Here is a 24173-nt window from a genome sequence, read left to right as displayed (position 1 = left end):
TCACCTCCTACTCATTAAGCTTTGAAGCTTTCGCTGTGATGGCCGTCAAAATCATGACAACAACGAAAATACCATACGCGACTGTTGCTCCGTAGCTGTAATCGAAATTTTTGAATGCGGTTTGATAGAGGTACATAACCATAGTTCGGGTCGTATTATTAGGACCATCTCCGAGCATCAGTGGAGCATCAAACAATTGCAGACCACCAATTACGGAAGTAATGAAGGTGAACAGAAAGACAGGACGCAGCATAGGCAGCGTAATATATAGGGTGCTTTTCCATTTATTCGCGCCATCCATCTTGGCCGCTTCATACACTTCATCAGAAATGGATTGCAGTCCCGCGATAAACACGATCAGATTAAATCCGAAATATTGCCAGCAAATAACGGCCGATACAATCGTTCGCGACCACCAAGGGCTGCTAAACCAGTTCACCGGCTCGCTAACGATTCCTAAATCCATCAACACTTTATTCACCGAACCCGTTTGCCAGTCAAACATTAAGCTGAACATGACGCCAAGCGTAATTGGTGTAATGATATGTGGAAAGTAGTACACAGCCCTGAAAAAATGCTTGCCGCGAATGAATTTCTCATTCAAAATAATCGCAAGAATGAGGGCAATGATCAGCTGTGGAACAATAGACATGACCCAAATAATCAAGGTGTTCCCTATCGTTTGATAGAAGTACGTATCATGTAAAAGACGTGAATAATTGGCCAAACCGACATAAACAGGATCTGTAAATCCATCCCATTTTGTAAAGCTTAAATAAAACGTATATAAAATCGGAATCAAACCAAAGATGCCAAATCCTATGAAAAATGGAGCTATAAATAGATAACCGTAATTCGACTTGTTGATTTTTGAAATCATCGGTCTCAACTCTTTTCTAAAGTTTGGTACAAGATTGACGAATCATCAGTGTAGGTTTAAATAAATGAGACGTTCTCTCTACTTCTTCTCCTTCTATTTGGGCAAACAAGCCTTCCGCAGCCTTCATCCCAACGTCTTGTAGAGGCTGACGAACTGTTGTCAATGGCGGGGAGACCCAACTCGACAAGGTAATATCGTCAAATCCGACAATCGACATTTGGTTAGGCACTTGAATCCCTTGTTCCTGTAACGCGCGAAGTGCACCGATTGCTGTTTCATCACTGGAGGCAATGACTGCTGTAAAGCCTTCTTCTTTAAGCAGCTCTTTCATGGCTTCGTATCCGCCTTGATTCGTCCAATCCGACGACACGACCCACTCAGGACGGAATTCTATGTGCAATTCGTGCATCTTCTGCTGCAAGCCTTTCAACCGGTACTTAATTGGTCCCATGTGAGCAGGACCCGAAATATAGGCTACTCGACGATGCCCTAATTCATGCAGGTAGGTAACCAGATCAGCAACCCCAGATGCGTTGTCGATATCAACGGAGAATAAGCCGTCCATTTCCCCATGATCGCCAATTAATGCAAGCGGATACGGAACATCCATCATTCGCTCCAGTTCAAGTGGATCCCGCTTCTGGAAGCTAAGAAGGATAATACCGTCAACCTGTCCTTCAAAAAGTAGATGGAGGAAGGACGCCTCTTGTTTGGCATTTGACGTTCCACTATAGAATATACAGTTATAGCCTTTCTTAATGGCTACGGCTTCAATCCCTCTAATAATGCCCGAGTAGAATATGTTCGAAATGTTGTCGACCACGATACCGATCGTATTCGTCCGACTCATGACTAATCTTCGAGCATTTTCATTCCGATGATAATTAAGAGTTATAATCGCCCTCTCTAAGGCCTCTTCTGTTGCTTTCTTTACTTTTTGACCATTTAAATAACGTGATACTGTACTTTTGGATGTGTTCGCTACTCTTGCGACGTCATGAATCGTAGGATTCATCGGCTGCCCCCCTCTATATTCGAACATAGCGATTGAATTTGCATTTTCGGGAACGTTCCCATTTTTAAGGATAAAAGATTGTTTTTTTGCTTACTTTGATGGTAGGCCACACTTTTTGAGAACGTTCCCATTTTGTTTTCAAAAAAAGGAGCCTGCCTATTACGTTTTTCACATTTGTTTGGGATCGTTCCCACTTTCAATTATGGCGATTTCTATATTTACATGTTATCGCTTACACATGAGATTGTCAATACTTAATTTAACAGATAAACAAACCCCGTTGTTGTTCAGATTCATTTGTATCAAACCTACACAATTGAGTTGAGAAGCTGTATGTTATACATCAAATATCCGCATTTTAGTAGCAAAAAAAGCAGGGGTCCTAGATGCCACAGAGGCTTCTTTCGGACCACCCACTATTTTTCACTGTTGCTTTAACTCTCATTCGTCTTCATAAAGGATCAATTCCTTCACAGGACAAACAATCACCTGCACACCGCACTGGCGGATTTCATCAAGAATACTCGGTTCTACTAAGTCACTTGTAACCAGAATATCAACATCTTGAAAGCTAGAAAAAGAGACCAGACCTTGCCGCTCGAATTTACTGTGATCCGCAACAATGACAATCTTTTGTCCTGCTGATATCATGGCTCGCTTTACTTCAGCTTCATAGAGATCAGAGCTTGTAAATCCTTTACGCATGGTTATCCCAGAAGCGCCTAAAAAGGAGAAATCGGCATTATATTTTTGCAGCTCTAGTTCCGCTTGGGGACCTACAAGACTCATTGATTTCTTAATTAGCTTCCCGCCAATTACAAAGACTGAAGCATCTTCATTTTGACTGCTTTCCTCCGCTACATCTGTCCCGTTCGTAACCACCATTAGCTTTGGCACATTTCGTAGGTGACGAGCCACACACCAGGTTGTTGAACCAGCGTCTAATATGACGATTTGATTGCCTTCCACCAGCGAAGCGGCCATTTTCCCGATCGCATCTTTCTCCTCGTAAAATTGGAATCTCCGCTGCTCAACTGGAGGAATAATTTGTGAATTATTTTGTAATTCTTCCATTAAAATGGCGCCGCCATAATTTTTTTGAATGATGCCTTCCTGCTCCAATTGGTTCAGATCGCGACGAATGGTTTCTTCGGAGACATTGAATTCCTTCACCAAATCAGCTACTTTAACACTGCGTTCTTGGAAGAGAATTTCTTTTATTTTGGTTCTGCGATGTATGGCAATCATAATTTTTATCCCCCTCTAATCCTCGAATACCTTTACACTATTAGTTTCCGAATCAGAAAGGGATTTCTGATTGGGGATTTCTCAATGAAGATATGCAAATTCTAATATCGCTTTTCTTAGTAGGGTTGTCAAGAGAGTTTCCCGTAAAATCCCCCTTTAAAAGAGGCTATTAAGTCCTAACGATCATCAAATGTGCTGAACCGGGCTGTTCCAAGCAGATACGTTCAGTTTCCTGTCAGCTTCAGGAATGGAGCTCCACCTGACGTTAATTGTCTTACTTTCGCCTGGGAATAAGGAGAAATCATTATCCGAATAATAAACATAGTCTTCTGCCGTTACCGAACGAGCATCCTCCAGATGAACAATAAAAGCAGCATGTGTGCCAACATTCGTAACTTGAAGCTGCCAGACTCCCCCTTTTTCCGTAAGAGTCTTCTCCACCTGTAGGCTAGTTTGGGGTAGTACTAACATCGGTACCAAATTAGCTTTAACGCTAAAAGGATAGCAATTACTGCTAATAACTTCCTTCGCGGCGTTTACTAGATTGATGCGGAAGAAGAACACATCCTCTTGCAGCTGCTGGAGAGGCAGTTCAAACGTCCCAAGTCGAATTGCCGCATTGGGCACTACTTTCCCTTGCCACTCGGCTTCGGCATATAGGTGTCCGCTTGCTCCAACTAAACGCCATTGCGAGGTTAACTCTCCCAGTTCGATCCTATCTGTCTGAACACCCCATACATCCGCTTTAAAAGTTTCCCGACCTTCCCATGCAATCGTAGCAAAGCTGGCTGAAACTTGTATAGTTTGATAGGCTTTAGCCATCGCGTAGTAAATCGGCTTAGGGTTCGTAAAGTAATCAAGCGCGGAAGTACAATAAGCATTCGGGAATGGCTCATTAAACTGCCATGGGAGTGTTCCGCTATTTTGCCACATCCGTCGAAGATTAGATTCTACCGCATACCTTAGTCCCTCTGCTTGTAGAAACTGACTTGCGCGTATCAGCGCCTCTGGATGATGAAGCTCATTACCGAAGGAGGACTGGATCATAGGTTCATTAATCCACCAAGAACCTCGGTGAAAATAAATAGGATTATCCCGGGTTGCTGGCCACTGGTTGGACTCCGAAATCGTATAGTTCAGCGTCTTTAAATGCGTCATTCCCTCTACGCCGAACTCACTATGAAGCAGCGAGGTTCCTTTGTTATAGAGCTCATATTGCTGCGACAACCCCTGAAACTCCCAAGGGCCATGCACGTCATGCTGCCCAGTAGGATCCTGCTCAATGTTGTCCAGCGTATTTGAGAAGCATCGACCGGTAGGCGATGTCGGCAGCCAAAGCGCATCTGGATGCAAAGTTTCAACCACTTGTTTAAGGGCTTCCAATACGGGCTCCGTATCGTCAAGAGGCCGATCATCGCTATCCTGCAGCTCGTTACCTCCACACCACAGAACAAGAGAAGGATGATTTCTCTTTCTCGGAATGATTTGTTCAGCTTCCTGCACCATCATCGTGATAAAAGCCTCATCTTCACTCGGTTTGTTCGCAATCCCAGAGCTGGATTGGATGAATTCCTGCCAAACCATGATGCCATAACGATTGCACAGCTCATAGAAGGCATCCTTCTCAATCAGCCCACCACCCCATACTCGCAGCATATTAACTCCTGCTTGTTTGGCTAGCGTTAACAGTCTTTCTAGCTTAGCCGGCTGCTCTCTACCATACATGACATCCATAGGTACCCAGTTCCAACCTTTGATGTACGTTTTATGCTCATTGACCACTAGCACATAAGGCCTTGCCGTTTGATCAGGTGTTTCATTCCGATGCCAGGCAACTGTTCGAATGCCGAAGGTTGTTTCTTTAACTGAACTAAGCTGGCTGTCGGCACGCCGCTCTGGCTCATTTATCTTTTCAAACACGTTAATCCGGACTTGATACAAATGGGCTTCGCCCGAACCGTTCGGCTCCCATAGACGCGGATGGTTAAGCTCAACAATCGAGCTAAGCTTGGTTTCCCCCTCATTAACGAGGTGAACAGATACGACAGAACTTACTTGCTCATCACCTGAAAAAATGCAGGTCTCCACACGTACTTCCGCTTGTTTCCCAGAGGAAATCGTCGAATCTATCGTAAGATTAGCTAGCCCAAAATCATTGGAAAGCGTTGACCTCACATAAATATCCTCGATACGAATCGGACCCGTGACATCCAAATACACATCGTCCCATATCCCTTGATGTATCATCCGCGGGCAGAAATCCCACCAATACGTCATCCGGCTTTTATGTTCGCGAACGTAGCTTGTTTTGCTAACCTGCGGCTGTTCGTCCGGTGCTTTTTCAATGACAACAGACAATAGATTCGACCCGCCATAATGAAGGATATCCGTGACATCAAATACGGCTGCCGTAAACATGCCTTTGTGATGACCAATTTTGGCACCATTCAGAAAAAACTGCGCCTCAAAATCAACACCCTTAAAATGAAGCTGGACACGTTGACCCAACATGGAAGCATCGATGTCGAACGATTTTTTATAAATCCACGTTCGTTCAGGCACCCATTCCGCCAAAAGACTATTACGCTCAAAGTAGGGGTCCGAAACCTCACCATTTTGCCAAAGGTCATAGAGAACGGTTCCAGGAACCGTTCCTTTCCTCCACCAACGACTATCTTTGGAGTCTGGTTTTTCTGCATGTCGCCATATCCAGTCCTCACCCAAGAAGTCTTTGAAGAGCCAATCGCTTCCGTTCAAACTAATTTGCTTTATTGCCATCTCTGACACCGCCTTACCACTCGATTAGATCCGTCTCTGTCACCGAGAGGCTCGGATCAGAAGGAACACGGAAGGTTTTAATTTCACAAGGACCGAATTTGGCTGTAATTTCACGATTCAAGTGAGGTAATCGAATGGTCGCTTCGGTCGTTTCTCGCGTTGTCTCATAAGCGCGAATAATCAGATCGCTGCCTTCTTCGGCTTTTTTCACTACACTGACGATGATGTTGTCCTTATCTACCGTCAAATAGGAATCCTTCTGTGGAAGCTCTCCCTCATGGTAAGATTCGATAATCGTAATCGGACGCTGATTTAACTCCAGTGCATGCTTAACCGTTCCAGCCTGCTCCCAGCTGCCTTGATGCGGCTGCAGTCTGTAATTAAACGTCTGAATGCCTTGATCGATAAAGGAATAGTGCCCCTTAGGCTCTGGAACTACAGGATCATGATGGGCATAAATCGGGCTGCGTATCACCGTCATCGCCAGCTCTTTATTCATAATGCTGTAGCTGTATTTCGCATCATTCATCAGGGAAACACCATAGGAAGTTCCTCCGTGCTCTCCAATGTCACGCAAAATGCCGCCATAATCTACCCAGCTTTGACCTGGCTCTTCTTCCCCATTATGCTCCCGTTCCTTGAAGCCGTATGGGATCTCATACGTCTGTTTCGTAAATACCAAATTAATTGGGAATACCAATTTCAACATTTTAAACTGTTCACGCCAATCCACTGTCACTTTGACATCGATATAGTCCAATTGTTTATACAAGGTGAAATCCTGCACGATCTTGGAGCTGCCATATTCGCTTGTGACTCTGATGACTGATTTAACCGGGCCATGCTCGACGCGTTGAACGCTTGTTGCTATAAATTCGCCAACCTTATTGTTGAAATGAAAAACATTATGACTCCAAGTATCTGACTTATCTTCAATAACGTCGGGTCTCGCCGCGGGTCCGCGGAAAACTTCAACATTTACTTTTTTATCAAATAAGCTGGAAATGAAGCCTGTCTTCGGATCAAATTCCAGGCGGAATCTATCATTTTCCAACGCATAATCATTCGCTTTAATCGGTTGTGATACCAATTTGGGTTCCTGTGAAGCTGTTAGCACCTTATACACCCGGTACCCCATGGACGGCAGCTGGGCAATAAAGCTAAGACGGTATCTGCCGCCAGCCGTTGCCTGAGATTGCACCAATTGGAAGTGAACCTGCTTGCCGTTCTCATCTACCAGTATCGTCGTATCCTTGATGCCGCCAATTTCTAACTCGATATTAACGGTGCTTTCCCAAGAATGAGGATTAAATACAACGATTGGCTTCATGCCATCTTCCTGTTCAATGCCGATATGCCAAGAAATGGATTGTATCGCATAGTTCAGGCCACGCTCTGCAATCGTCATCGCTTCACCGTGCATATTGCGTGCATCCTCATATGCCGATTCAAGACTAGTTCCGGCAAGGATATCATGGAATTGGTTAAACAACACATTTTTCCATGCACGATGAAAATCTGTTGGATAGGCTTGCCCTGTTCTTAATTCAGCCCATGAGGACCATTTTTCAGCAGCGATGAGTTTATTCTCAGCTTGACGATTCCAATGCTTAATCCCCGAATGAACCGCATAACAACCACTGGCATGGTGCTGAAGATCGTCGTGGACAACTGGAATTGGCAGCTGCATGGCTTCCATATCAGCGAAAAATTCATTCGGTGCAGCCATCTCCATTGTCGGAAATTCAGGCAGCCCATTCATCCGTTTGATGCTGTCGATATTTTCTTTCGTTGGGCCTCCCCCGTGGTTACCAACCCCGTAGAAAACCATCAAGTTGCCAAAGGGATCCTTCAGCTCTTCCATACAACGGCGAACATGCTTCTCGAGGTCCTTGCCCCATGTGCAGTACTCAAATGGTATCCGGTAGGTCAGCACGCGGCTGCCATCATCCGATTCCCAGTGAAATAGACGACCAGGCAAGCCTTTCTCATTAGGCATAGGACGCATAAAAATATAATAAGGCATACCGCTTTTGAGCAATATTTGCGGCAGCATGCCGTGATGTCCAAAGCTATCGACGTTATAACCCACCTTCGCTGTGACGCCTAATTTCTCCTTGAAATAACGCTGGCCATATAAGCCTTGACGGACAAACGATTCCCCGCCGGGAATGTTGCAATCCGGTTGTATCCACCATCCGCCAACGATTTGCCAACGGCCCTCACGTACGCGTTCCTTAATTTCTTCAAACATTTTTTTGTCGTTATTTTCAACCCATTCATAGTTTGCAGCGGAGCTCGAGGTGAAAATAAAATCATCATATTCCTTCATGCGATCGAGTGCTGACCGGAAGGTTGCTTTCGTTTCTTGAAAGCCTTCCTGCCACTGCCAAAGCCAAACTGGATCCAGATGAGCATTCCCGATCATGTAAAGTTTCTTCTGTTTCATAATTTCCCCTACCTTTATTTGATAATTAGCAATGTAATAAAGTGAATTTAATACTAGAAAGTCTCATGCATGGGCTTGAACCATGGGTTAAAATAAACACCTAACTGTTTCCGTGCCTCAACTACTTTCGTTTTGGCATCGTAGACCAACGTCGGAGGCAAATGACCGAAGGTCATCAAGTCAATATCATAGGTCAACAGCTTATCCAATGAATGTCTCCAAGCTTCAATATCTGATCCGACTTTAGCATGGTAACCTGCAGCCTATAACCCTCATCGGGGTCTGCGATCCGATGCTCCAAATCACCTTTTTTTCCATATAAGCTCCCATTCCCCAGTCATTTATCCCATTATCACTTTAAGCAAAATGATCTGCCTGCGCTTTGCTTCCTAAGAAATGAATCATTTTATCGATGACCGTGTTTTCAACAGCGGCTCTCCCCTTTTCCAATAGAGAAGGTTCCAATGCTTTGCATTCTTCATTCGTCAGTCTCTCTTCGCGTTCTAATGCACCTAAGAAAGAAAGCTCCAAGTCTGTTGCGATATTCACTTTACTCACACCGCCGCTTGGAAGGCGAATGGCACCTTCCATCATTTCGGCAGGTACGCCTGAACCGCCATGCAGAACAAGATGTACAGGGGTTAATGAACGAATTTCTTGCAATCGAGCGACATCGATTTTAGGCTGTCTAACCATATAAACGCCATGGGCTGTCCCGCAGGAAACCGCCAATGCATCGATATTCGTTTCATTAACAAATCGTTTCGCTTCCTGAGGATCGGTGTACAGCTCCTCATCTTTATCTGTTTCCACGAAATCCGTCGTTCCGATCATGCCAAGCTCTGCTTCAACGGAAACACCCTTCGCATGGGCATAATCTGCGACCTCTTTGGAGGTGCTAATATTGTCCTCTAAATTTTTCTCGGACGCATCAATCATGACCGAGGTGAAGCCGGCGTCAATCGCAAGAGCGATGGTTTCCAATTCCTTGGTATGGTCAAGATGCAGGACTAGGGGCACGGTTATTCCTTCTGACACCACTTTTTCATAAAATTCATCGGCGAATTCCTTAGGTGTAATTCCATATCGGATTAGTTCTTTATGAGATATCTGAACAATGGCCGGAGATTTCATCTTCTCGGCAGCCCTCAAAACGGGCGTAATCATTGGTGTATATCGAGGGGAAAACGAGCCTATAGCGAACCCGTATTTTTCGGCTACCTCTAAGGCTTGTTTGAGCGTAATGACGTTTTTGGGTCTTAATTCAGTATTCATGATAATCTCTCCTTTTTATCTATTTGGTTTTTACAGACTGAATGCTGATTTCGAGCGTAATGATTTCGGCACCTTTTGCATGAACCGTGAATGCTCCATCGGCATCCATGACGAGGTCTTTCGTATCCATTGGCTGCTCATTCAATTTCACGTAGCGTACCTGATCGGGCTTTATCTGCATTCTTACTTTTGCTGAGGTCGCTTTTTTAGCTGTATTCCAGAAACGCAATATAAGGGCATCGGACTTCTCCGCTTTTTTGCAGGCGCTGAGCATGAGGGTATGATTTCCCTCTATTTCCAGCCAACCATCTTTCTTTGCCAAAACACCTGCATGTTTCCCAGTTATTGATCCATAGCTGGCTGTTAAGTACTCATGAACCCTTGTAAACATATTAGATTCTAGCCAATCATCTTGGTGGACGAAGATCGCATACTCCGTTTCATTGAAACCAAGACTCTGCGCATCGGGTACAGGTGTTTCAGGACCAGCGCCGCCGACCCGAATCAACGTATCTTCCCCAGACAACCAGCCTACAGCCCTTAACAAAGTGATTGCTAGTGTACCCTGCTCATCATCGAGCATGTCATACTCAGTCAGCCCTTTATTGGCAACTGTCATTCCTTTATCTCTGCCATTCACACTGACAAAACCTTGTTGAGGCTTCTGCTGTACATACGTTTCTGGCCATCCATTACCGTGATCTTTAACAGATGCTTCTCTTTCCACAACATCGAAATGCCCTTCGGCGTGTGAGACTTTGAACTTCTCACCAAGTGGAAACAACACCCGTAGTCGATGGTCTTCCGCTTGATTGTTCCACGCCGTGCGCACATCCACTCTTGCGGATCCTGCAGCAAGCGTCACATAATTCGTAATCCGATAATCTGTGTAAGCAGCCTCTCTGCTTAATCGGTCACCGCTAAGTCTCTTCGGCAAGGACCAATCGATATCCACTTGAAGCGTTCCTTTCGCATAACCAACCTCGGCTGCGGAAACGTGTACACTAACTGGAGTTTCCGTCGTGCGGAGCACTTGATCAACTAATGGGGCTGCATAATTATAGGTATCTCCAGCATCCCCTCCGCTTTCAAAGGCGCCCAAACCTTCATAGATAAGACCGCTTTGTTTGTCGGTAATGCGCAGCGTACCGTTTTGCTGGTTAACTTCAACGCGTAGTAAAGCATTCTCCAAGATATTGGGTCCGATGTGCAAATCCGTTACGGCTTCACTGCCCTTTAACTTCGCAGATGGCAGCAGTGCGTTGAAAAACACCTGTTTGGGGTCGCAAACGGCTTCCCTTTTCCGCAAAGAATAGGTCTTATAGCCAAAACCGGGAAGGTCTACAGCTGGAAAACTTAATTCTGTATAAAAATGTTTATCCGTCATAGGCTTCATGCCGCTGACTTCCTTCACCTGAAAAGGAACCTCATTTCCTTCCGAATCCTCCAGCCTATAGGTTCTTGGATGAACCATTAACTTTCGATCCGCCCAGACAGCAGCCGTGTCGTCACGCGTCCAGCTCAGTGAATTATGAACAACAATCGCCAAAGCTCCATCTTCCAAATCGCTTGTATCAATCTGATTGTTGATGTGTTGGATGCTTTTCTCCGTCAAAATGTCAGCTATTTGCTTGGATTGCGCAAACCTTGGCAGCATCTCACGATGCACTTCGTCAATACTGCATCCACAAATACTGTCGTGCGGGTGATTCTGGACAAGCAGTTCCCATGCGGTCCACAGCAGGGTTGATTCGTACTTACGGCCGCTTAGCCAGGCAAGCGCCGAGAAAGGTTCTGCATAGCGTTCCAATGCCAGCTGTCCGATGAAATTATGCCGTTTCAAATATAGGCGTGCAGACAATACACCGGGCAATACATGAGGCAAATCTGCGCCAAAATGACGAAGCTCGCCATGTATAACTTCTAATGAAGGATTCTGACTGCGAACGGCTTCGATGAAATCCTTCGTTGTCCCCCAGTGCAGCTCCGCGATTTCTTTCAAATCTTCGCCTACCTGCTTCATTAATCGCGGCAATCGCGCATCAATAAGCCTGTGATCACCGCCATAGGGCATTAATAAGCAATCCGTTGTTGCCCGTGGTGCCCAGCGTTCCAAAGATTTACGAACTCTGCCGTAGGTTTCGTCATAAGTCTTGAGCGGATTGTCAAAATGGAGGAAATCCACCATATAATAGCCATCTGGGAACCAGTACGTAAACACTTGCGTACCATCCGGAGCTTCCCATAGAAACTCTTGTTTAAAGTCGGGTGAAGCTCCACCGAGCCCTCGCCAGACCATCGCATTGTCAATCCCGAAGCCTTGGAGAATCTGCGGCATCTGCGAGATATGACCAAACGTATCCGGGATATAACCGACATCCAAGTTCGTATAGCCGAGCTTCTCAGCCATACGTGCACCTAGCATCAAATTACGCACATGCGCCTCACCGCTGACGAGAAACTCATCCGGCAAGATGTACCATGGCCCGCATTGAATACGGTTTTCGTGGATATATCGCAGAAGACGTGCCTGATTTTCCGGTCGGATCTCCAGATAGTCCTTCAAGACAATTGTTTGACCATCGAGCAAAAAGCAGCGGAACTCCGGATCGTTATCCATCGTATCAAGCAGTTCATCGATAAGCTCTACCAAGCGGATGCGGAAATCCTGCATCGTCGCCCACCACTCCCGATCCCAATGGGTATGATGGTAAATAAACACACGATATTTGCGATCCAAGTTGTTATCCTCCTTACCCTTTCGTACCAGCACTGATGTTCATACCCTCGATAAAATATCTTTGGAAAATGAAGAAAATTGCGATGACCGGAATCATTACCATTACCGAACCCGCCATAAGTAAGTGCCACTGGCTAACGCCTGAGCTAACCTTGAAGGCTTGCAAACCAAGCTGCAAAGTATACTTAGATTCATCATTCACATATAACAACGGTCCGAGGAAATCGTTCCAAGCTCCTGTAAATGTACCGATTGCCACCGTAGCGAGTGCCGGTTTAGCCAACGGAAGCATGATCGAACGCCAAATATACAAGTGGCTTGCGCCGTCAATTTTCGCTGCTTCAACTAAATCATTGGGGATACCCAAATAGAATTGACGTATGAGAAAGATATGGAAGGCACTTCCGAAAAAACCTGGAATGACCAAGGGCAAGTAAGTACCAACCCAATGTAATTTAGAGAATAAAATATACTGAGGAATCAATGTGACAAACCCCGGAATAATCATCGTTCCAAGAATAATGGAAAACAGCAGCCCTTTTCCGGGAAAGCGAATCTTCGCAAATCCATAAGCGATGAACGAGTTAGAGATTACATGTGCAAACACTGCGGTTGAAGCGATTAGCAGCGAATTGGCCGAATATCTCGCAAAATTCCCTGCTTCCCAAGCCTCTTTATAATTGGCCCAAACGAATTTTTTAGGAAACCAGGTCGGCGGATATGTCACCACTTCTGTCAACGATTTCAAGGATGTTTGAATCATCCACCAGAACGGCATGAGAAAAGACAAACTGCCGATAATGAGAATAAGGGTTACGACCCATTTGGAGATCCTTTGCTTGGTCTTGCGGCTTTGATGGTATGATTTCTTAGTTACAGCTGCAGCGACAGTCATCGCGAATCTCCTCCTTCGTAGTGAACCCAATACTTCGACATCACCATATTAATGATGGTAACAATAATCGCGATAATGAATAGGAACCAAGCCATTGCCATGGCGTATCCCATATCGAATATTTTGAAAGCTTTCAAGAACATATGAAGATTGAAAAATAAGAGGGAGTTCGCTGGAGATCCCGGAGCACCAGGGTCATCGGCCATGACATAGCCCTCCTGGAAAATTTGGAAGCCACCGATTAAGCTTGTGACGACATCAAAGAAAATAACAGGCGTAATCATCGGTACAGTGATATGCCAAAGCTTACGAATACTGGATGCGCCATCAATTTCCGCTGCTTCATACAAATGATCGGATACTCCTTGCAGCGCTGCTAGAAACAGCAGCATCCCTCCGCCGACTGCCCACATTTTCATCATGACAATCGCATTTTTCGTCCAAGCCGGATCCGTCAGCCAAGCAGGTCCTTCAATTCCAATCCAGCCGAGCACCGTATTAATGAGACCTGAATCTGGGTTAAGAAGCATCATCCAAAGCATATAAACAGCTACACCGGACAAGACGGTTGGCAGGTAATAAATCGTCCGAAACCATCGCATGCCGGGAATTTTCACATTCAATAAAACGGCAAGAATCACAGAGCCCATCGTGGTTAACGGAACGGCAAGTGCAACATAGTAAAGGGTATTTCGGAGTGATTTCCAGAACAAAGGATCTTCCGTAAACATGCGTTTATAGTTGTCAAAACCAATAAAGTCCATACGTGACGTGATGTCATAGTTCGTAAAGCTAGCGTATAAAGAGAACAAAAGAGGACCGGCTGTAAATATCAGAAAACCAATAAACCACGGAGCAACGAAACCATAGCCTTCTAGCGCCTCTTTCTTATCCAAAGACCACTTTCTTCTCTTTTTCGGATGGATAACCTTATTCACTTGGGGATTCACATGTGTCCCTCCTTAACATTTCTTTACAACTGACCATTAAAGCTTCTGCTTATGAAAAAAGGGTGGAGCAGTAATACACTACGACTCCACCCTTATGATCTAAAGCTTACTTTGTATTTTGCTTAACTAAATCTTCAATCGCTTTCTGAGCTTTATCCAAGGCTTCTTTCGGGCTTTGCTTCCCTAGAATCGCCTCATCAATTTGTGGATTAAGCAGGTTTGCAAAATCAGGTGCTGTTACAGGCACTGGCGCAAGCACAGTACTTTTTAAGTTATCTACTGTAAACTTGTAGACTGGATCCTTGATCAGATCTGGATCGTTAGATGCTTTAATATTGGATACGTTATCGAAGTTGTATTGTGCCCAATATTTCTGTGCATCAACATCCGTCATATACTTCAAGAACTCCCAGCTTTCATCCGGATGTTTAGCGCCAAACGGAATTTCAATGGTAAAGCCTCCACCGACGCTCCAGTTTCCGCTGCCTGCTTTGTATTCAGGCACTGCAGCAATACCATAGTCTTCTTTCTTAGCAGCAAAGTCACGGATTTGAGTCCAGAATGTGCCCGCATCAATTTTCATAGCTAATTTACCAGAGATAAGCGGGTCATTTGTTTTGCTGCCAAAGCTAGCCTTGAATGCGTCAACTTCCTTTTTGCCTAAACGGGCATCCCAGCTGTTATACCATTCGAGTGCAGCAATTCGGGCTGGTGAGTTGATATAAATACCCTTGTCATCAAGCCAAGGTCTTCCGCCATCGGCATTGTTCAGGAAAACATCTTGCCCTCCTGCCAAACGAGGATGGTAGCCTAAGCGCTCAATTTTACCGTTGTTGATTTTATCAATTTTTTTGGAATACTCTTCCAACTCAGCCCATGTTTTTGGCGGTTTCTCTGGATCGAGTCCTGCTTCTTTAAAAACGGCTTTGTTGTAGAATAATACGCGAGTATCGGTTACAAAAGGCAACGCATATACTTCGTTTTTATATTGCATCGCATTTAATAAGTGCGGGAAAAATCGATCTTTAATGTTATCCTTCGCCAAGTAAGGCGCAAGATTCGTTACTTGCTTCTTGCTGGCACGTTGGGCAACCTGGCTAATATCATGAATGATGACATCGGGCGGATTACCTGCAGCAATGGCTGCCAGTTCCTTCGTCCAACCATCTCCATAAGGTAAGAACGTATGTTTCACGGTAATGCGGTCCTGAGAGCCATTAAAATCACTAATAATTTTCTCAATAATAGGACGACGCGTTGTAGAACCCCAATGAGTCCAAAAATCCAGTGTAACTTTACCCTTTGGTTTCTCTACCGCGGCACTTGCAGCTGGACTTGCACCAGTACCAGCAGTTGCACTTGGACTTGCCGTTTTATCCGTGCTGCATGCAGTCAACACTAATCCGGTGCTGAGCGCTGTGCTGAGTAGAACCAACATGGATTTATTTGCTCTCTTCATACGGTTTCATTCCCCCTAATTAAATAGTTAGACAACCAATGCCACATTGTATATCGACAATCCCACAATATAAAGCGTTTGCAATGTGGCTTTTTGAAGCCTATACATTTATAATACCAACAAAAGCTTCATTGTCAACACTTTTCTAAGCGCTTACAAGTGAATTTTCGTGTTTTATTTGTTTTAATCCACAAGAAGCCACATTTTTGCCCACTAACTCCTATGAATTGCTATTTTTTGTACTTTTGTTATTCGCCTTGATCATTTGCAGATTGTTGTAATTTATACAATATTAGGATAATAATTTTCACATATCCCAAGCGATTGTTGCTATAAATACAACAATTCTCCTCAAACAGCTCTATAGAATGAGAATGCGGCTAAAACGGTTGCACAGAATACAACATCAATAGCTTTGGTGAGAAGAAACCAGCTAAATTGTTGTAGGTTATACAACTTACTTCATATAATGCCTAGTAAAGATGGACAAATTCGTCTTTATTCCCCCCTAAGTCTAGTTGAAAATAATAGAGAACAAAATGACGGTGTCGAATGCGCACTTTTGTCATATCAAAATGCCACGAAAAATCAAGGAAATAGTCGAAATAGGAAATATATGGGTCAAACTACGCAGGACTAAAAGCACTTACTAGAATAGTCAAACTATTATAAATTTTAATATACCAATGGTTAAATTAATAGGTTGGTTTCATACTCTATTATGGGAGGTTTCATTTTGAAAAAAAGCACCTTGAAAATCACTAGATTTTTACTAGCAACGAGTTTAACAGCAGGACTTTTCACAACATCATCTGCATTCGCAGCAGGATCCGACTACTCAGAGGTACTTGAAGCACCGCCGGTAGATTTTAATATTGTAAACGATGAGCGTTTGGCAAAAGGGTTGATGGACAGAGGGCTGTTAAGCAAAAGTGCTACGCCTGAACAGATAGCCCAAGCCGTCAAATCATACGTATCAGCTAAAAACAATAAAAGTGTTAAATCAAAAGAAGACACACAGCATGATGAAATAGACAAAAAGTCAAAGGATTTTATAGAGAAGCAGAAAACGAAGTTATTTTCTCAACTGAACAAAGGCCAAGAGAACTTCAAAAAAGGGAATCCAAATGGCATGCCCGTTCTAGAAGCCAAACAGGATCAATACAACGGTCCAGTTCGTGAAGATAAAGTACTCGTTCTTTTAACTGAATTTTCCGACTTCAAACACAACAACGTCATACAAGAGCCTGGTTACATGTACGCAAACGATTTCAACCGTGATCATTATCAGAAGCTTATGTTTGGAGATACAGATTTCACCTTATTTGATGGTTCTAAGATCCAAACCTTTAAACAGTACTATGAAGAACAGTCCGGTGGCAGTTATACCGTAGACGGATACGTATCCGAATGGTTAACCGTTCCTGGTCAAGCTGTTCAGTACGGAGATGATAACCCTGCTGGCGGTCATGATAACTTAAACCCTAAGGGTCCTCGTGATCTTGTGAAGGACGCTCTGAATGCGGCAGTAGCAACGGGCCTTAATCTGGCTGATTACGACGAGTTTGATTTATATGATTTAGATGGGGATGGCGATCAAAACGAACCCGATGGTCTGGTTGACCACCTTATGATTATTCATGCGGGTACGGGTCAAGAAGCTGGCGGCGGACAATTAGGCGATAATGCCATTTGGTCTCACCGTTGGACTCTAAATGGTGTGTATCCTATTGCTGGCACAACTGCGGAGGTCGACTATTGGGGTGGCCGTATGGCAGCTTATGACTATACCATTCAGCCTGAAGATGGTGCAGTAGGTGTTTTTGCTCACGAATTCGGTCATGACTTAGGACTGCCAGATGAGTACGATACCCAGTATACCGGACAAGGTGAGCCCGTTGCTTCTTGGTCCATCATGAGCGGCGGTAGCTGGAACGGTAAAATCGCCGGTACTACACCTAGCTCTTTTTCTCCTCAAAATAAAGAGTTTTTCCAGAAAACAATGGGCGGAAACTGGGCAAATATAAGTGAAATAGATGCCGCAGACATTACGAAGTTAGGTACGGCTGCCATCATTGACCAAAGTGTAACGAAGTCGAAAAACCCAGGTATTGTTAAAGTCAATTTGCCGGATAAAGCCGTTCCTGGTATTCAACCCGCATTCGGTGCACGCTATTATTACAGTACAAAAGGCGATAACCTTCATACAACACTTTCAACTCCTGAGTTTGATTTAACCCAAGCGCAAACGGCTGCATTTGATTTTAAAACCCTGTATGATGTCGAGTTTGACTATGATTACTTAACTGTTACAGCAGCGACCTATAATGAACAAGTTACCCTCGATGTCATTGGTGACAATGATACGAACGGCGACGCACGGGCAGAATCTACAAACGGAGCTTGGGTAGACAAGTCCTATGATTTAAGCCAATTCGCCGGCAAAAAAGTGACCCTCCACTTTGACTACGTCACGGATGGAGGACTAGCATTAGATGGTTTTGCCATGGATAATGCGAAATTAACCGTAAATGGTCAAGTTGTATTCTCAGACGATGCCGAAGGCGCTTCTCAATTTAGCTTGGACGGCTTCGTAGTATCGAATGGTATGGAACTGAAGAAGCACTATTACTATCTGGAATGGAGAAACTACACTGGAGCCGATAAAGCTCTTGCCTACAGCCGTGGTGTCAAATATAATACCGGACTTCTCGTTTGGTATGCAGATGACAGTTATCTAGACAACTGGGTCGGTATCCATCCAGGTCAAGGATTCCTTGGCGTAGTCGATTCTCATTCTGACGCTTTAGTATTCCAAAAGGATGGACAGGATTCCGTCGCGCAAACGACACGTTATCAAGTTGCGGATGCTGCCTTCTCCTTGGACAAGACGCCTTCATGGTACATCAACAACCCAACCAGAGGCGAGTACAATTATAAATCCTTGCAAGGTGTTGAGGAATTCTCAGATTCCAAGAGCTATATGAACTCATTAATTCCAGACGCCGGACGCCTTGTACCGAATTATGGATTGAAATTCAAAGTCGTTGGCGAAGCGAAAGATAATTCTGCTGGATTAGTTTGGATTCATAAATAAGGATAATTAGAAAACGGAGCCCGCAATTTATGCGTGGCTCCGTTTTTCGTCTACCATTTCAACCTACTATTGGGTATTCTCTTCACTTTCGATCGACAATAGGGACATCGCCTGTTGGATCGTTTCAGCAACGATATGCTCCGCTTTTTGTCCAGACGTAAGCATTCTTGTACCTTGTCCTGCCCACAAGGACATATAGTCAGTATTGCTTTGACTAGCGGCAGCATTCCTAATATCCCGTGTAGCGGTATTTTGCGTAGGAAAAGGAAGTGGCTCTACGCCACTTGCATCCCATTGTCTGATGAATTGGTTGATTACCCCTCTTGCTGGACGACCTGAGAACACCTTGGTAATGACAGTACTCTCTTCGGTGCTATGCAATAATGCATCCTGGTAGGAGACGTGAGCACCGGATTCAATCGCAGTCAAAAAACGCGTTCCCATCTGTACACCTTGCGCACCAAGAACGATGGCGGCGACAAGCCCACGACCATCCATAATTCCTCCAGCGGCAACGACTGGAATCTGAACACAATCCACAATTTGCGGTACCAGCGCAAACGTGCCGATGTTTGCACCCATAGGATGATTCGAAATGTCGAATGTTCCCCGGTGCCCCCCCGCTTCGCTTCCTTGTGCAACTATAGCATCACAACCGGACTGCTCGGCCAAGATAGCTTCATTAACCGTGGTCACCATGGTGATAATTCGCATGCCAGCCGATTTAGCTTGTCGCATTAGGGGTTCAGGAAGAACACCAAATGCCGTACTAATGACTGGCACTTTTTCTTCCAACACTACTGCAAACTGTTCCTCAAAATGGTCCGGAGTTACCACGAGCTCCTCACCTGCTTGTCTTATGCCAAGATGGTCTCTTACCTGGTTAAGTTCTCGCTGCACTTCCTTCGTTCTTTCATTATTGTCAGTCATTTGAATTGAAAATAAATTCACCCCAAATGGCGCATCCGTTAGCTCACGGATCTCCCGAATTGCCTTGCGGATTGCACTAGGCTCCATATAGGCAGCTCCCAGCGTCCCAAGTCCGCCAGCATTAGAGACAGCTGCCGCCAACTCAACTGTTCCAGGGCCACCCGCCATGCCCGCGAGGAAGATCGGATAACGAATATTAAAAAGTTGACAAAGGTTTGTTTTAAGTTGAATTCTCATCGTATCTCCCATAGAGGCTTGATTTAAATGCGCTGAAAGCGTTGCGGCCATTCCATTTTCGGATGGAAATTGTACAGCAGCCCCTCTGTATATATAATAGCATTTACCCATAGAGATTTGAAAAGCAGGGGCCGTAAATTTCCATCGAGATGGAAATATTCCGCCCGCTAGGCGGAGTATTCGGATTGCTCAGGGCAAACCTGCTGGAGCAGCTCCAATAAAGGAAGGACGGCTTGATAATAGGCGCTTCCCGCTTTAACTTCACCGCTCAGCATTTTGGCCGCAAGTGTCTCACTAGCAAGATTGAATTCATGGGCGTAGATTTCAATCATGAACGCTCACCACGCATTTTTTGCTTCAATTGCACCAGAGCTGCAACATTTCGTGTGGTTATAGATGCAACGCCTAAATCTGCATATTGACGCATTAACTCTTCTTCATTCACAGTCCATACATAAACCGGGAGCCCTAGGGATGTTGTGTAATCCATTAACTCTTGGCGCACGATGCTGTAATGGATGTTGATGCCAAAGCAGGAGGCTGCAAGTGCTTCCTCGCAGGTTTTTACCATAGCATCTCTATAGGGAAGTATTCTAAACAGGTCGTGGTTGGTATTCAGCAGTTTCCGCATTTCGGGGTTCGATCTCTCTGCTAGCATCGCACGATCCATCTCACAGCCGGATAGAAAAGCTTGCTCTAACATACCGTATTTCTTCACCAAAGCAGCGATAGGTTCGATACTCTCGTCCACTTTCAAATCCAAGTTCACGACTTTGCCCGAAGCTTGGATAAGCGGCAGCATATCTTCCAGTCTGCAGATTTGAATCGTTTCACGATGTTCCCCGTGAGTGACCTCGTACTGAAGCTCTCTTAATTCTTCAAAGGTCATTTGCGAAATGGACAATTTCAACCCATCAACAGTAACCCATTCATCATTATGAGCTAGAACCGGAATGCCGTCCTTCGTGACTCTAACGTCCTCCTCCACCACATCTGCACCGAACCTAAGCCCCGTTTCCACAGAATCAAGCGTATGATCAATCGTGTTCATGCTGCCGCAGTGAGCAGTTATGAGCGGAAATCGATTAGCCATGCTACAAACACTCCCTTTCATCGATCCACATATATAGCATTTGTAAGGGCGATCAATGTGTGAACTCCACGAACTAACCCTTTAAGCTCAGCCCGAATCCATAGAAGTTCATCGCCAGGAATTTCGATCTCGTAATTCGGCTGATCCCCAGTAACGAATTGCTCTCTTAAAACACCGTTATTCCCTATCAATCTTAGCGTATAATAGAGTTCCTGAAAATCCCAAATCTCTTTCCGAACATGAAAATCTATGTTTACATGGACCTTAAAAATGTGGCTGCGACCCTGCCGAGGAACGACGTCCCCGACACCGTAGCACGCAGTATCGGTCCGTATTTCTAGTATTAACAAAGGTCCCATAGTTACTGATACTCTACCAGCCGCAAGTGCACGCACAGCTCAGTTCGTCACCGTCTCTTCCCCGTCATCGATGTCGAGATATGTCACCGATACCGGTTCATCCGTTTGTACTTGGGCATGCCAATCTCGCCCTGACGTGGCCGCAATCCGGTAGCCTTCATTCAGCTTGTCGGTCCACAATCGGTAGGCGCGGTCATTGTCTGTTTTAATCGAAGGGAACGTGCCTTACCAAACCTCGATATAGTCCATATCGTTCCAATCCTCAATATTGAATTCCCAGAAGCAGCCCGTACAAATTGGACTTCCTATGCGATAAGGATGTGCCATACCGACAATCCCCCCGCTCCTATGAACATCAGCAATCCCTTTATGGATATCGTCTGGGCCCACCGGGCGCCAATCAGCAAAATGGGTCAGTCCTAACGTAACCATATGGCCATAAAAGGTTGTCCATTCCATCCCGGAAATGATCGAAATTCCGGTTTCCTGTTCCACAGCATCTTTATCATTTAAACCTGTCATGGTATTGTGATCGGTCAGCGCGATACACTCGAAACCAAGCGCCTTTGCACCAATAGCAAGCTCCATGAGTGTTTGTTTTCCGTCGCTATGGAAAGTATGACTGTGTAATTCACAAGCAATCCAAGGCATGCCGCTTACTCCTCCTCTTGATGAATTTGCAATGTGTAACGGCAGCTTTCTGTAACAATCGTATGCAAACTTAATGTGACATGCCACATGCCTGTTAGTATTTTACCACTCACAAAACCTGGGGAAGCTTCCTGCTCACCAATAAATAACGACTGCTCAGGATCATGCCGATGCCCCGCACCGCGGTGCCGTTCAGGGTCGTCGACAGACACCGTTATTAAAGTTTTTCAGCGGCAGGAAGGATTCCCATTTCGCCTGAACTCGCTCACGCTGATTGGGTTCCGTGTACTTGTTTATACTCTCGAAAATCATCGTTTTCGATTGTTCCTGATCTTCTAGGTTTTTGGGTTCATAAGCAAAATCGATCCTTAGCTTACCGCTGTATGCACATTACGGAACGCAGCCGTTGGAATCCAGGTCATGAACATGAGTACATTGATCATATGGATCAAAACAACACTTATCAAAGTGTTCATTAATCCAAGTTTGTAAAAGAGCACAGCGATCGAAACGTAAAGTCCCATTTTCGGAAAAGCATGTGTCAGCAGAAACGAGAACAAGAAAAAACGGCTAAGCGGAAAACGTATGCGAGCAAACGCATAGGCTGCTGGGATACAAAGCACAATGGATAGAGCGGTCACGATGGATGCGATCATAAACGACAAGCCGATTGATTTCGCGATATCCTCCTGCTGTAACACAAATGTCCACCATTTCAGTGACCATTCATGCGGCAAGATATCTGGGTAGGTCCATTTGCCGGTAAAAGCCAGTATGGCCAAGTTGAGCAGCGGGCCCAAGAAAAAGATGACGAACACAACAAGTATGATAAATTCCACGATTTTACGTGGACCTATCGCCTTTAGATACCAGCGCATGCGGACTAACCACTCCTCTCCTATGAAAATGATTTCGTAGATTGCCGGACAATCAATTTGGGTACAAGCTGCTTAGGATTCTCAATGCTATCTTCCTGGCGGATGAGCTTGTCTAACAAGCTAAAGGCTTGAGTCCCCATCTCCTCTGTATTGACCCTGATGGTTGTTAAAGAGGGTGAGAACATAGCGGCAAAATCAATATCATCAAAGCCTACAACCGCTACTTGTTCAGGAATGCGTACCGATTGCTCCAACATGAACTTCATGGTACCCAGCGCTATCATATCGTTGGTAGCAAATAGCGATGTATACCCGCCTGCACGAAACTGATCCCAATGGGTGCGCATTATCTCATACCCTTCTCCGAAGGTGGAAGTTGATGCCTGTAAGATCGAAGATGATGGGATTGGAACCCCCATTTCTGCCATGAAATTCTTAAAACCTTTCAGCCTTAAATTGTGGCTGCGATGCGTCTGTGGTCCGGCAATCACGAAAATCTGACGATGCCCTAAATCCGTTAGATACTCAGCGACCATCCGTCCGCCTTCCTCGTCTTGATTGACAATATGCATGACCCCGTCGACATCCGTGGAGCCATTGACCATCACATAGGGAACTCCGAAGTTAGCGATGTAATCAATGACGTTCTGTTGCAAGCGACTGATCAGGATCAGTCCGTCCACCCTTTTTTCCATCATAAAATCAGCAGAACGCAGCGACATATCATGATCTGTTGTAACGAAAACGGAATAATTCAAGCTTGCGGCTGTCATCAAAATAGCATCAAGAATTTTGCCGTAAAACGGATGAGACGCAATAGGATGATGCTGACGATAAATGAGTACGCCAATGTTGTGCGTTCTCTGTGAAACCATAGCCCTTGCCACTGCATTGGGCTTATATTGTAATTCTTCAATCAGCTGGAGCACCTTATCGCGCACCTCCAAGCTGGTATAGCCCTTGCCAGAAATCACCCGCGACACGGTTGATTTGGATACACCGGCACGCAGGGCAATCTCCTTAATCGTAAGCTCCATGCTGCAACCCCATTTCTTCGTGTGAGACCGTTCCCACATATCTAAAATAACGCCGAACTGTTTTTCGTGTGTTTACCACAAGATAATAATTTGTAAATCTTCAAATAATCAAAAGCCTTGATTACCACTCTTGTGCTTCTTTTCATAAAAAAGAACCGCCCGTAAGTGAGCTGAACTTGCTCACTGGGCGATCCTGATTTGA

The 24173-nt window shown here is 44.9% G+C and carries 19 protein-coding genes and 1 pseudogene; 1 reads left to right on the top strand and 19 read right to left on the bottom strand.

Annotated elements, in window-relative coordinates:
- Positions 1 to 7 precede the first annotated feature (7 nt).
- From QFZ80_RS08760 to QFZ80_RS08710, 11 genes are all read right to left on the bottom strand, one after another.
- Positions 8 to 880, bottom strand: a complete 873-nt coding sequence (locus QFZ80_RS08760) for a carbohydrate ABC transporter permease (protein WP_307558441.1) — start codon at positions 878 to 880, stop codon at positions 8 to 10.
- A 16-nt stretch (positions 881 to 896) separates the two neighbouring features.
- Positions 897 to 1895, bottom strand: coding sequence for a LacI family DNA-binding transcriptional regulator (locus QFZ80_RS08755; protein ID WP_307558437.1), 999 nt, complete (start codon positions 1893 to 1895; stop codon positions 897 to 899).
- 441 nt (positions 1896 to 2336) lie between these two features.
- Positions 2337 to 3143 (bottom strand): DeoR/GlpR family DNA-binding transcription regulator, encoded by an 807-nt coding sequence (locus QFZ80_RS08750; protein WP_307547381.1) that lies wholly within the window; start codon positions 3141 to 3143, stop codon positions 2337 to 2339.
- Positions 3144 to 3329: 186 nt separating this feature from the next.
- Positions 3330 to 5921: a glycoside hydrolase family 2 protein gene (locus QFZ80_RS08745; RefSeq protein ID WP_307547383.1), complete on the bottom strand. Its 2592-nt coding sequence runs from the start codon at positions 5919 to 5921 to the stop codon at positions 3330 to 3332.
- A 13-nt stretch (positions 5922 to 5934) separates the two neighbouring features.
- Positions 5935 to 8370 carry an alpha-mannosidase gene (locus tag QFZ80_RS08740; RefSeq protein WP_307558435.1) on the bottom strand — a complete coding sequence of 812 codons (2436 nt, stop codon included), beginning with the start codon at positions 8368 to 8370 and terminating at the stop codon, positions 5935 to 5937.
- 53 nt (positions 8371 to 8423) lie between these two features.
- The gene (locus QFZ80_RS08735; RefSeq protein WP_307547386.1) at positions 8424 to 8579 is read right to left on the bottom strand and encodes a hypothetical protein; all 156 of its coding nucleotides are present in this window, start codon (positions 8577 to 8579) and stop codon (positions 8424 to 8426) included.
- Positions 8580 to 8727: 148 nt separating this feature from the next.
- Positions 8728 to 9645: a class II fructose-bisphosphate aldolase gene (locus tag QFZ80_RS08730; protein ID WP_307547389.1), complete on the bottom strand. Its 918-nt coding sequence runs from the start codon at positions 9643 to 9645 to the stop codon at positions 8728 to 8730.
- Positions 9646 to 9664: 19 nt separating this feature from the next.
- The gene (locus QFZ80_RS08725) at positions 9665 to 12385 is read right to left on the bottom strand and encodes an alpha-mannosidase (protein ID WP_307558433.1); all 2721 of its coding nucleotides are present in this window, start codon (positions 12383 to 12385) and stop codon (positions 9665 to 9667) included.
- Between the two features lie 13 nt (positions 12386 to 12398).
- Positions 12399 to 13280, bottom strand: coding sequence for a carbohydrate ABC transporter permease (locus QFZ80_RS08720; RefSeq protein ID WP_307558431.1), 882 nt, complete (start codon positions 13278 to 13280; stop codon positions 12399 to 12401).
- Positions 13277 to 14230 (bottom strand): carbohydrate ABC transporter permease, encoded by a 954-nt coding sequence (locus tag QFZ80_RS08715; protein WP_307441257.1) that lies wholly within the window; start codon positions 14228 to 14230, stop codon positions 13277 to 13279. Before QFZ80_RS08715 ends, QFZ80_RS08720 begins: the two co-directional genes overlap by 4 nt.
- Before the next feature lie 106 nt (positions 14231 to 14336).
- A complete protein-coding gene (locus QFZ80_RS08710) occupies positions 14337 to 15689 on the bottom strand; it encodes an ABC transporter substrate-binding protein (protein WP_307547393.1) in 1353 nt (450 codons plus the stop codon).
- 736 nt (positions 15690 to 16425) lie between these two features.
- On the opposite strand from QFZ80_RS08710, the gene QFZ80_RS08705 reads away from it, so the two are divergent.
- Positions 16426 to 18786 (top strand): immune inhibitor A domain-containing protein, encoded by a 2361-nt coding sequence (locus tag QFZ80_RS08705; protein ID WP_373460038.1) that lies wholly within the window; start codon positions 16426 to 16428, stop codon positions 18784 to 18786.
- A 66-nt stretch (positions 18787 to 18852) separates the two neighbouring features.
- On the opposite strand, the gene QFZ80_RS08700 is transcribed toward QFZ80_RS08705, so the two are convergent.
- From QFZ80_RS08700 to QFZ80_RS08665, 8 genes and pseudogenes are all read right to left on the bottom strand, one after another.
- Complete coding sequence (locus QFZ80_RS08700) at positions 18853 to 19953, bottom strand: NAD(P)H-dependent flavin oxidoreductase (protein ID WP_307558428.1); 1101 nt, start codon at positions 19951 to 19953, stop codon at positions 18853 to 18855.
- Between the two features lie 167 nt (positions 19954 to 20120).
- Positions 20121 to 20285, bottom strand: a complete 165-nt coding sequence (locus QFZ80_RS08695) for a hypothetical protein (protein WP_307547397.1) — start codon at positions 20283 to 20285, stop codon at positions 20121 to 20123.
- Positions 20282 to 21046, bottom strand: coding sequence for a glycerophosphodiester phosphodiesterase (locus tag QFZ80_RS08690; protein WP_307547399.1), 765 nt, complete (start codon positions 21044 to 21046; stop codon positions 20282 to 20284). The genes QFZ80_RS08695 and QFZ80_RS08690 overlap by 4 nt, the downstream gene beginning before the upstream one ends.
- A gap of 17 nt (positions 21047 to 21063) precedes the next feature.
- Positions 21064 to 21405 (bottom strand): CehA/McbA family metallohydrolase domain-containing protein, encoded by a 342-nt coding sequence (locus tag QFZ80_RS08685; protein ID WP_307558425.1) that lies wholly within the window; start codon positions 21403 to 21405, stop codon positions 21064 to 21066.
- Positions 21406 to 21630: 225 nt separating this feature from the next.
- Complete coding sequence (locus QFZ80_RS08680; RefSeq protein ID WP_307558423.1) at positions 21631 to 22056, bottom strand: CehA/McbA family metallohydrolase; 426 nt, start codon at positions 22054 to 22056, stop codon at positions 21631 to 21633.
- 5 nt (positions 22057 to 22061) lie between these two features.
- The gene (locus QFZ80_RS08675) at positions 22062 to 22268 is read right to left on the bottom strand and encodes a hypothetical protein (protein ID WP_307558421.1); all 207 of its coding nucleotides are present in this window, start codon (positions 22266 to 22268) and stop codon (positions 22062 to 22064) included.
- Positions 22269 to 22433: 165 nt separating this feature from the next.
- Positions 22434 to 22934: pseudogene (locus QFZ80_RS08670) on the bottom strand (ABC transporter permease); the annotation flags it as partial.
- 20 nt (positions 22935 to 22954) lie between these two features.
- The gene (locus QFZ80_RS08665; protein ID WP_307558418.1) at positions 22955 to 23971 is read right to left on the bottom strand and encodes a LacI family DNA-binding transcriptional regulator; all 1017 of its coding nucleotides are present in this window, start codon (positions 23969 to 23971) and stop codon (positions 22955 to 22957) included.
- Positions 23972 to 24173: the final 202 nt, after the last annotated feature.

This window comes from Paenibacillus sp. V4I7 (genome assembly GCF_030817275.1).
In the GTDB taxonomy this organism is placed as follows: Bacteria; Bacillota; Bacilli; order Paenibacillales; family NBRC-103111; genus Paenibacillus_E.
Note: the sequence above shows the minus strand (reverse complement) of the source record. Positions and strands in the feature narration are given on the sequence as shown.

Bases quoted from the DNA above. Each gene is read 5' to 3' on its own strand.
- QFZ80_RS08750 (WP_307547381.1), bottom strand. From the start codon at position 3,143: ATGATTGCCATACATCGCAGAACCAAAATAAAAGAAATTCTCTTCCAA.
- QFZ80_RS08700 (WP_307558428.1), bottom strand. From the start codon at position 19,953: ATGAGAATTCAACTTAAAACAAACCTTTGTCAACTTTTTAATATTCGT.
- QFZ80_RS08730 (WP_307547389.1), bottom strand. From the start codon at position 9,645: ATGAATACTGAATTAAGACCCAAAAACGTCATTACGCTCAAACAAGCC.
- QFZ80_RS08745 (WP_307547383.1), bottom strand. From the start codon at position 5,921: ATGGCAATAAAGCAAATTAGTTTGAACGGAAGCGATTGGCTCTTCAAA.
- QFZ80_RS08755 (WP_307558437.1), bottom strand. From the start codon at position 1,895: ATGAATCCTACGATTCATGACGTCGCAAGAGTAGCGAACACATCCAAA.
- QFZ80_RS08665 (WP_307558418.1), bottom strand. From the start codon at position 23,971: ATGGAGCTTACGATTAAGGAGATTGCCCTGCGTGCCGGTGTATCCAAA.
- QFZ80_RS08760 (WP_307558441.1), bottom strand. From the start codon at position 880: ATGATTTCAAAAATCAACAAGTCGAATTACGGTTATCTATTTATAGCT.
- QFZ80_RS08740 (WP_307558435.1), bottom strand. From the start codon at position 8,370: ATGAAACAGAAGAAACTTTACATGATCGGGAATGCTCATCTGGATCCA.
- QFZ80_RS08710 (WP_307547393.1), bottom strand. From the start codon at position 15,689: ATGAAGAGAGCAAATAAATCCATGTTGGTTCTACTCAGCACAGCGCTC.
- QFZ80_RS08695 (WP_307547397.1), bottom strand. From the start codon at position 20,285: ATGATTGAAATCTACGCCCATGAATTCAATCTTGCTAGTGAGACACTT.
- QFZ80_RS08720 (WP_307558431.1), bottom strand. From the start codon at position 13,280: ATGACTGTCGCTGCAGCTGTAACTAAGAAATCATACCATCAAAGCCGC.
- QFZ80_RS08680 (WP_307558423.1), bottom strand. From the start codon at position 22,056: ATGCCTTGGATTGCTTGTGAATTACACAGTCATACTTTCCATAGCGAC.
- QFZ80_RS08685 (WP_307558425.1), bottom strand. From the start codon at position 21,405: ATGGGACCTTTGTTAATACTAGAAATACGGACCGATACTGCGTGCTAC.
- QFZ80_RS08690 (WP_307547399.1), bottom strand. From the start codon at position 21,046: ATGGCTAATCGATTTCCGCTCATAACTGCTCACTGCGGCAGCATGAAC.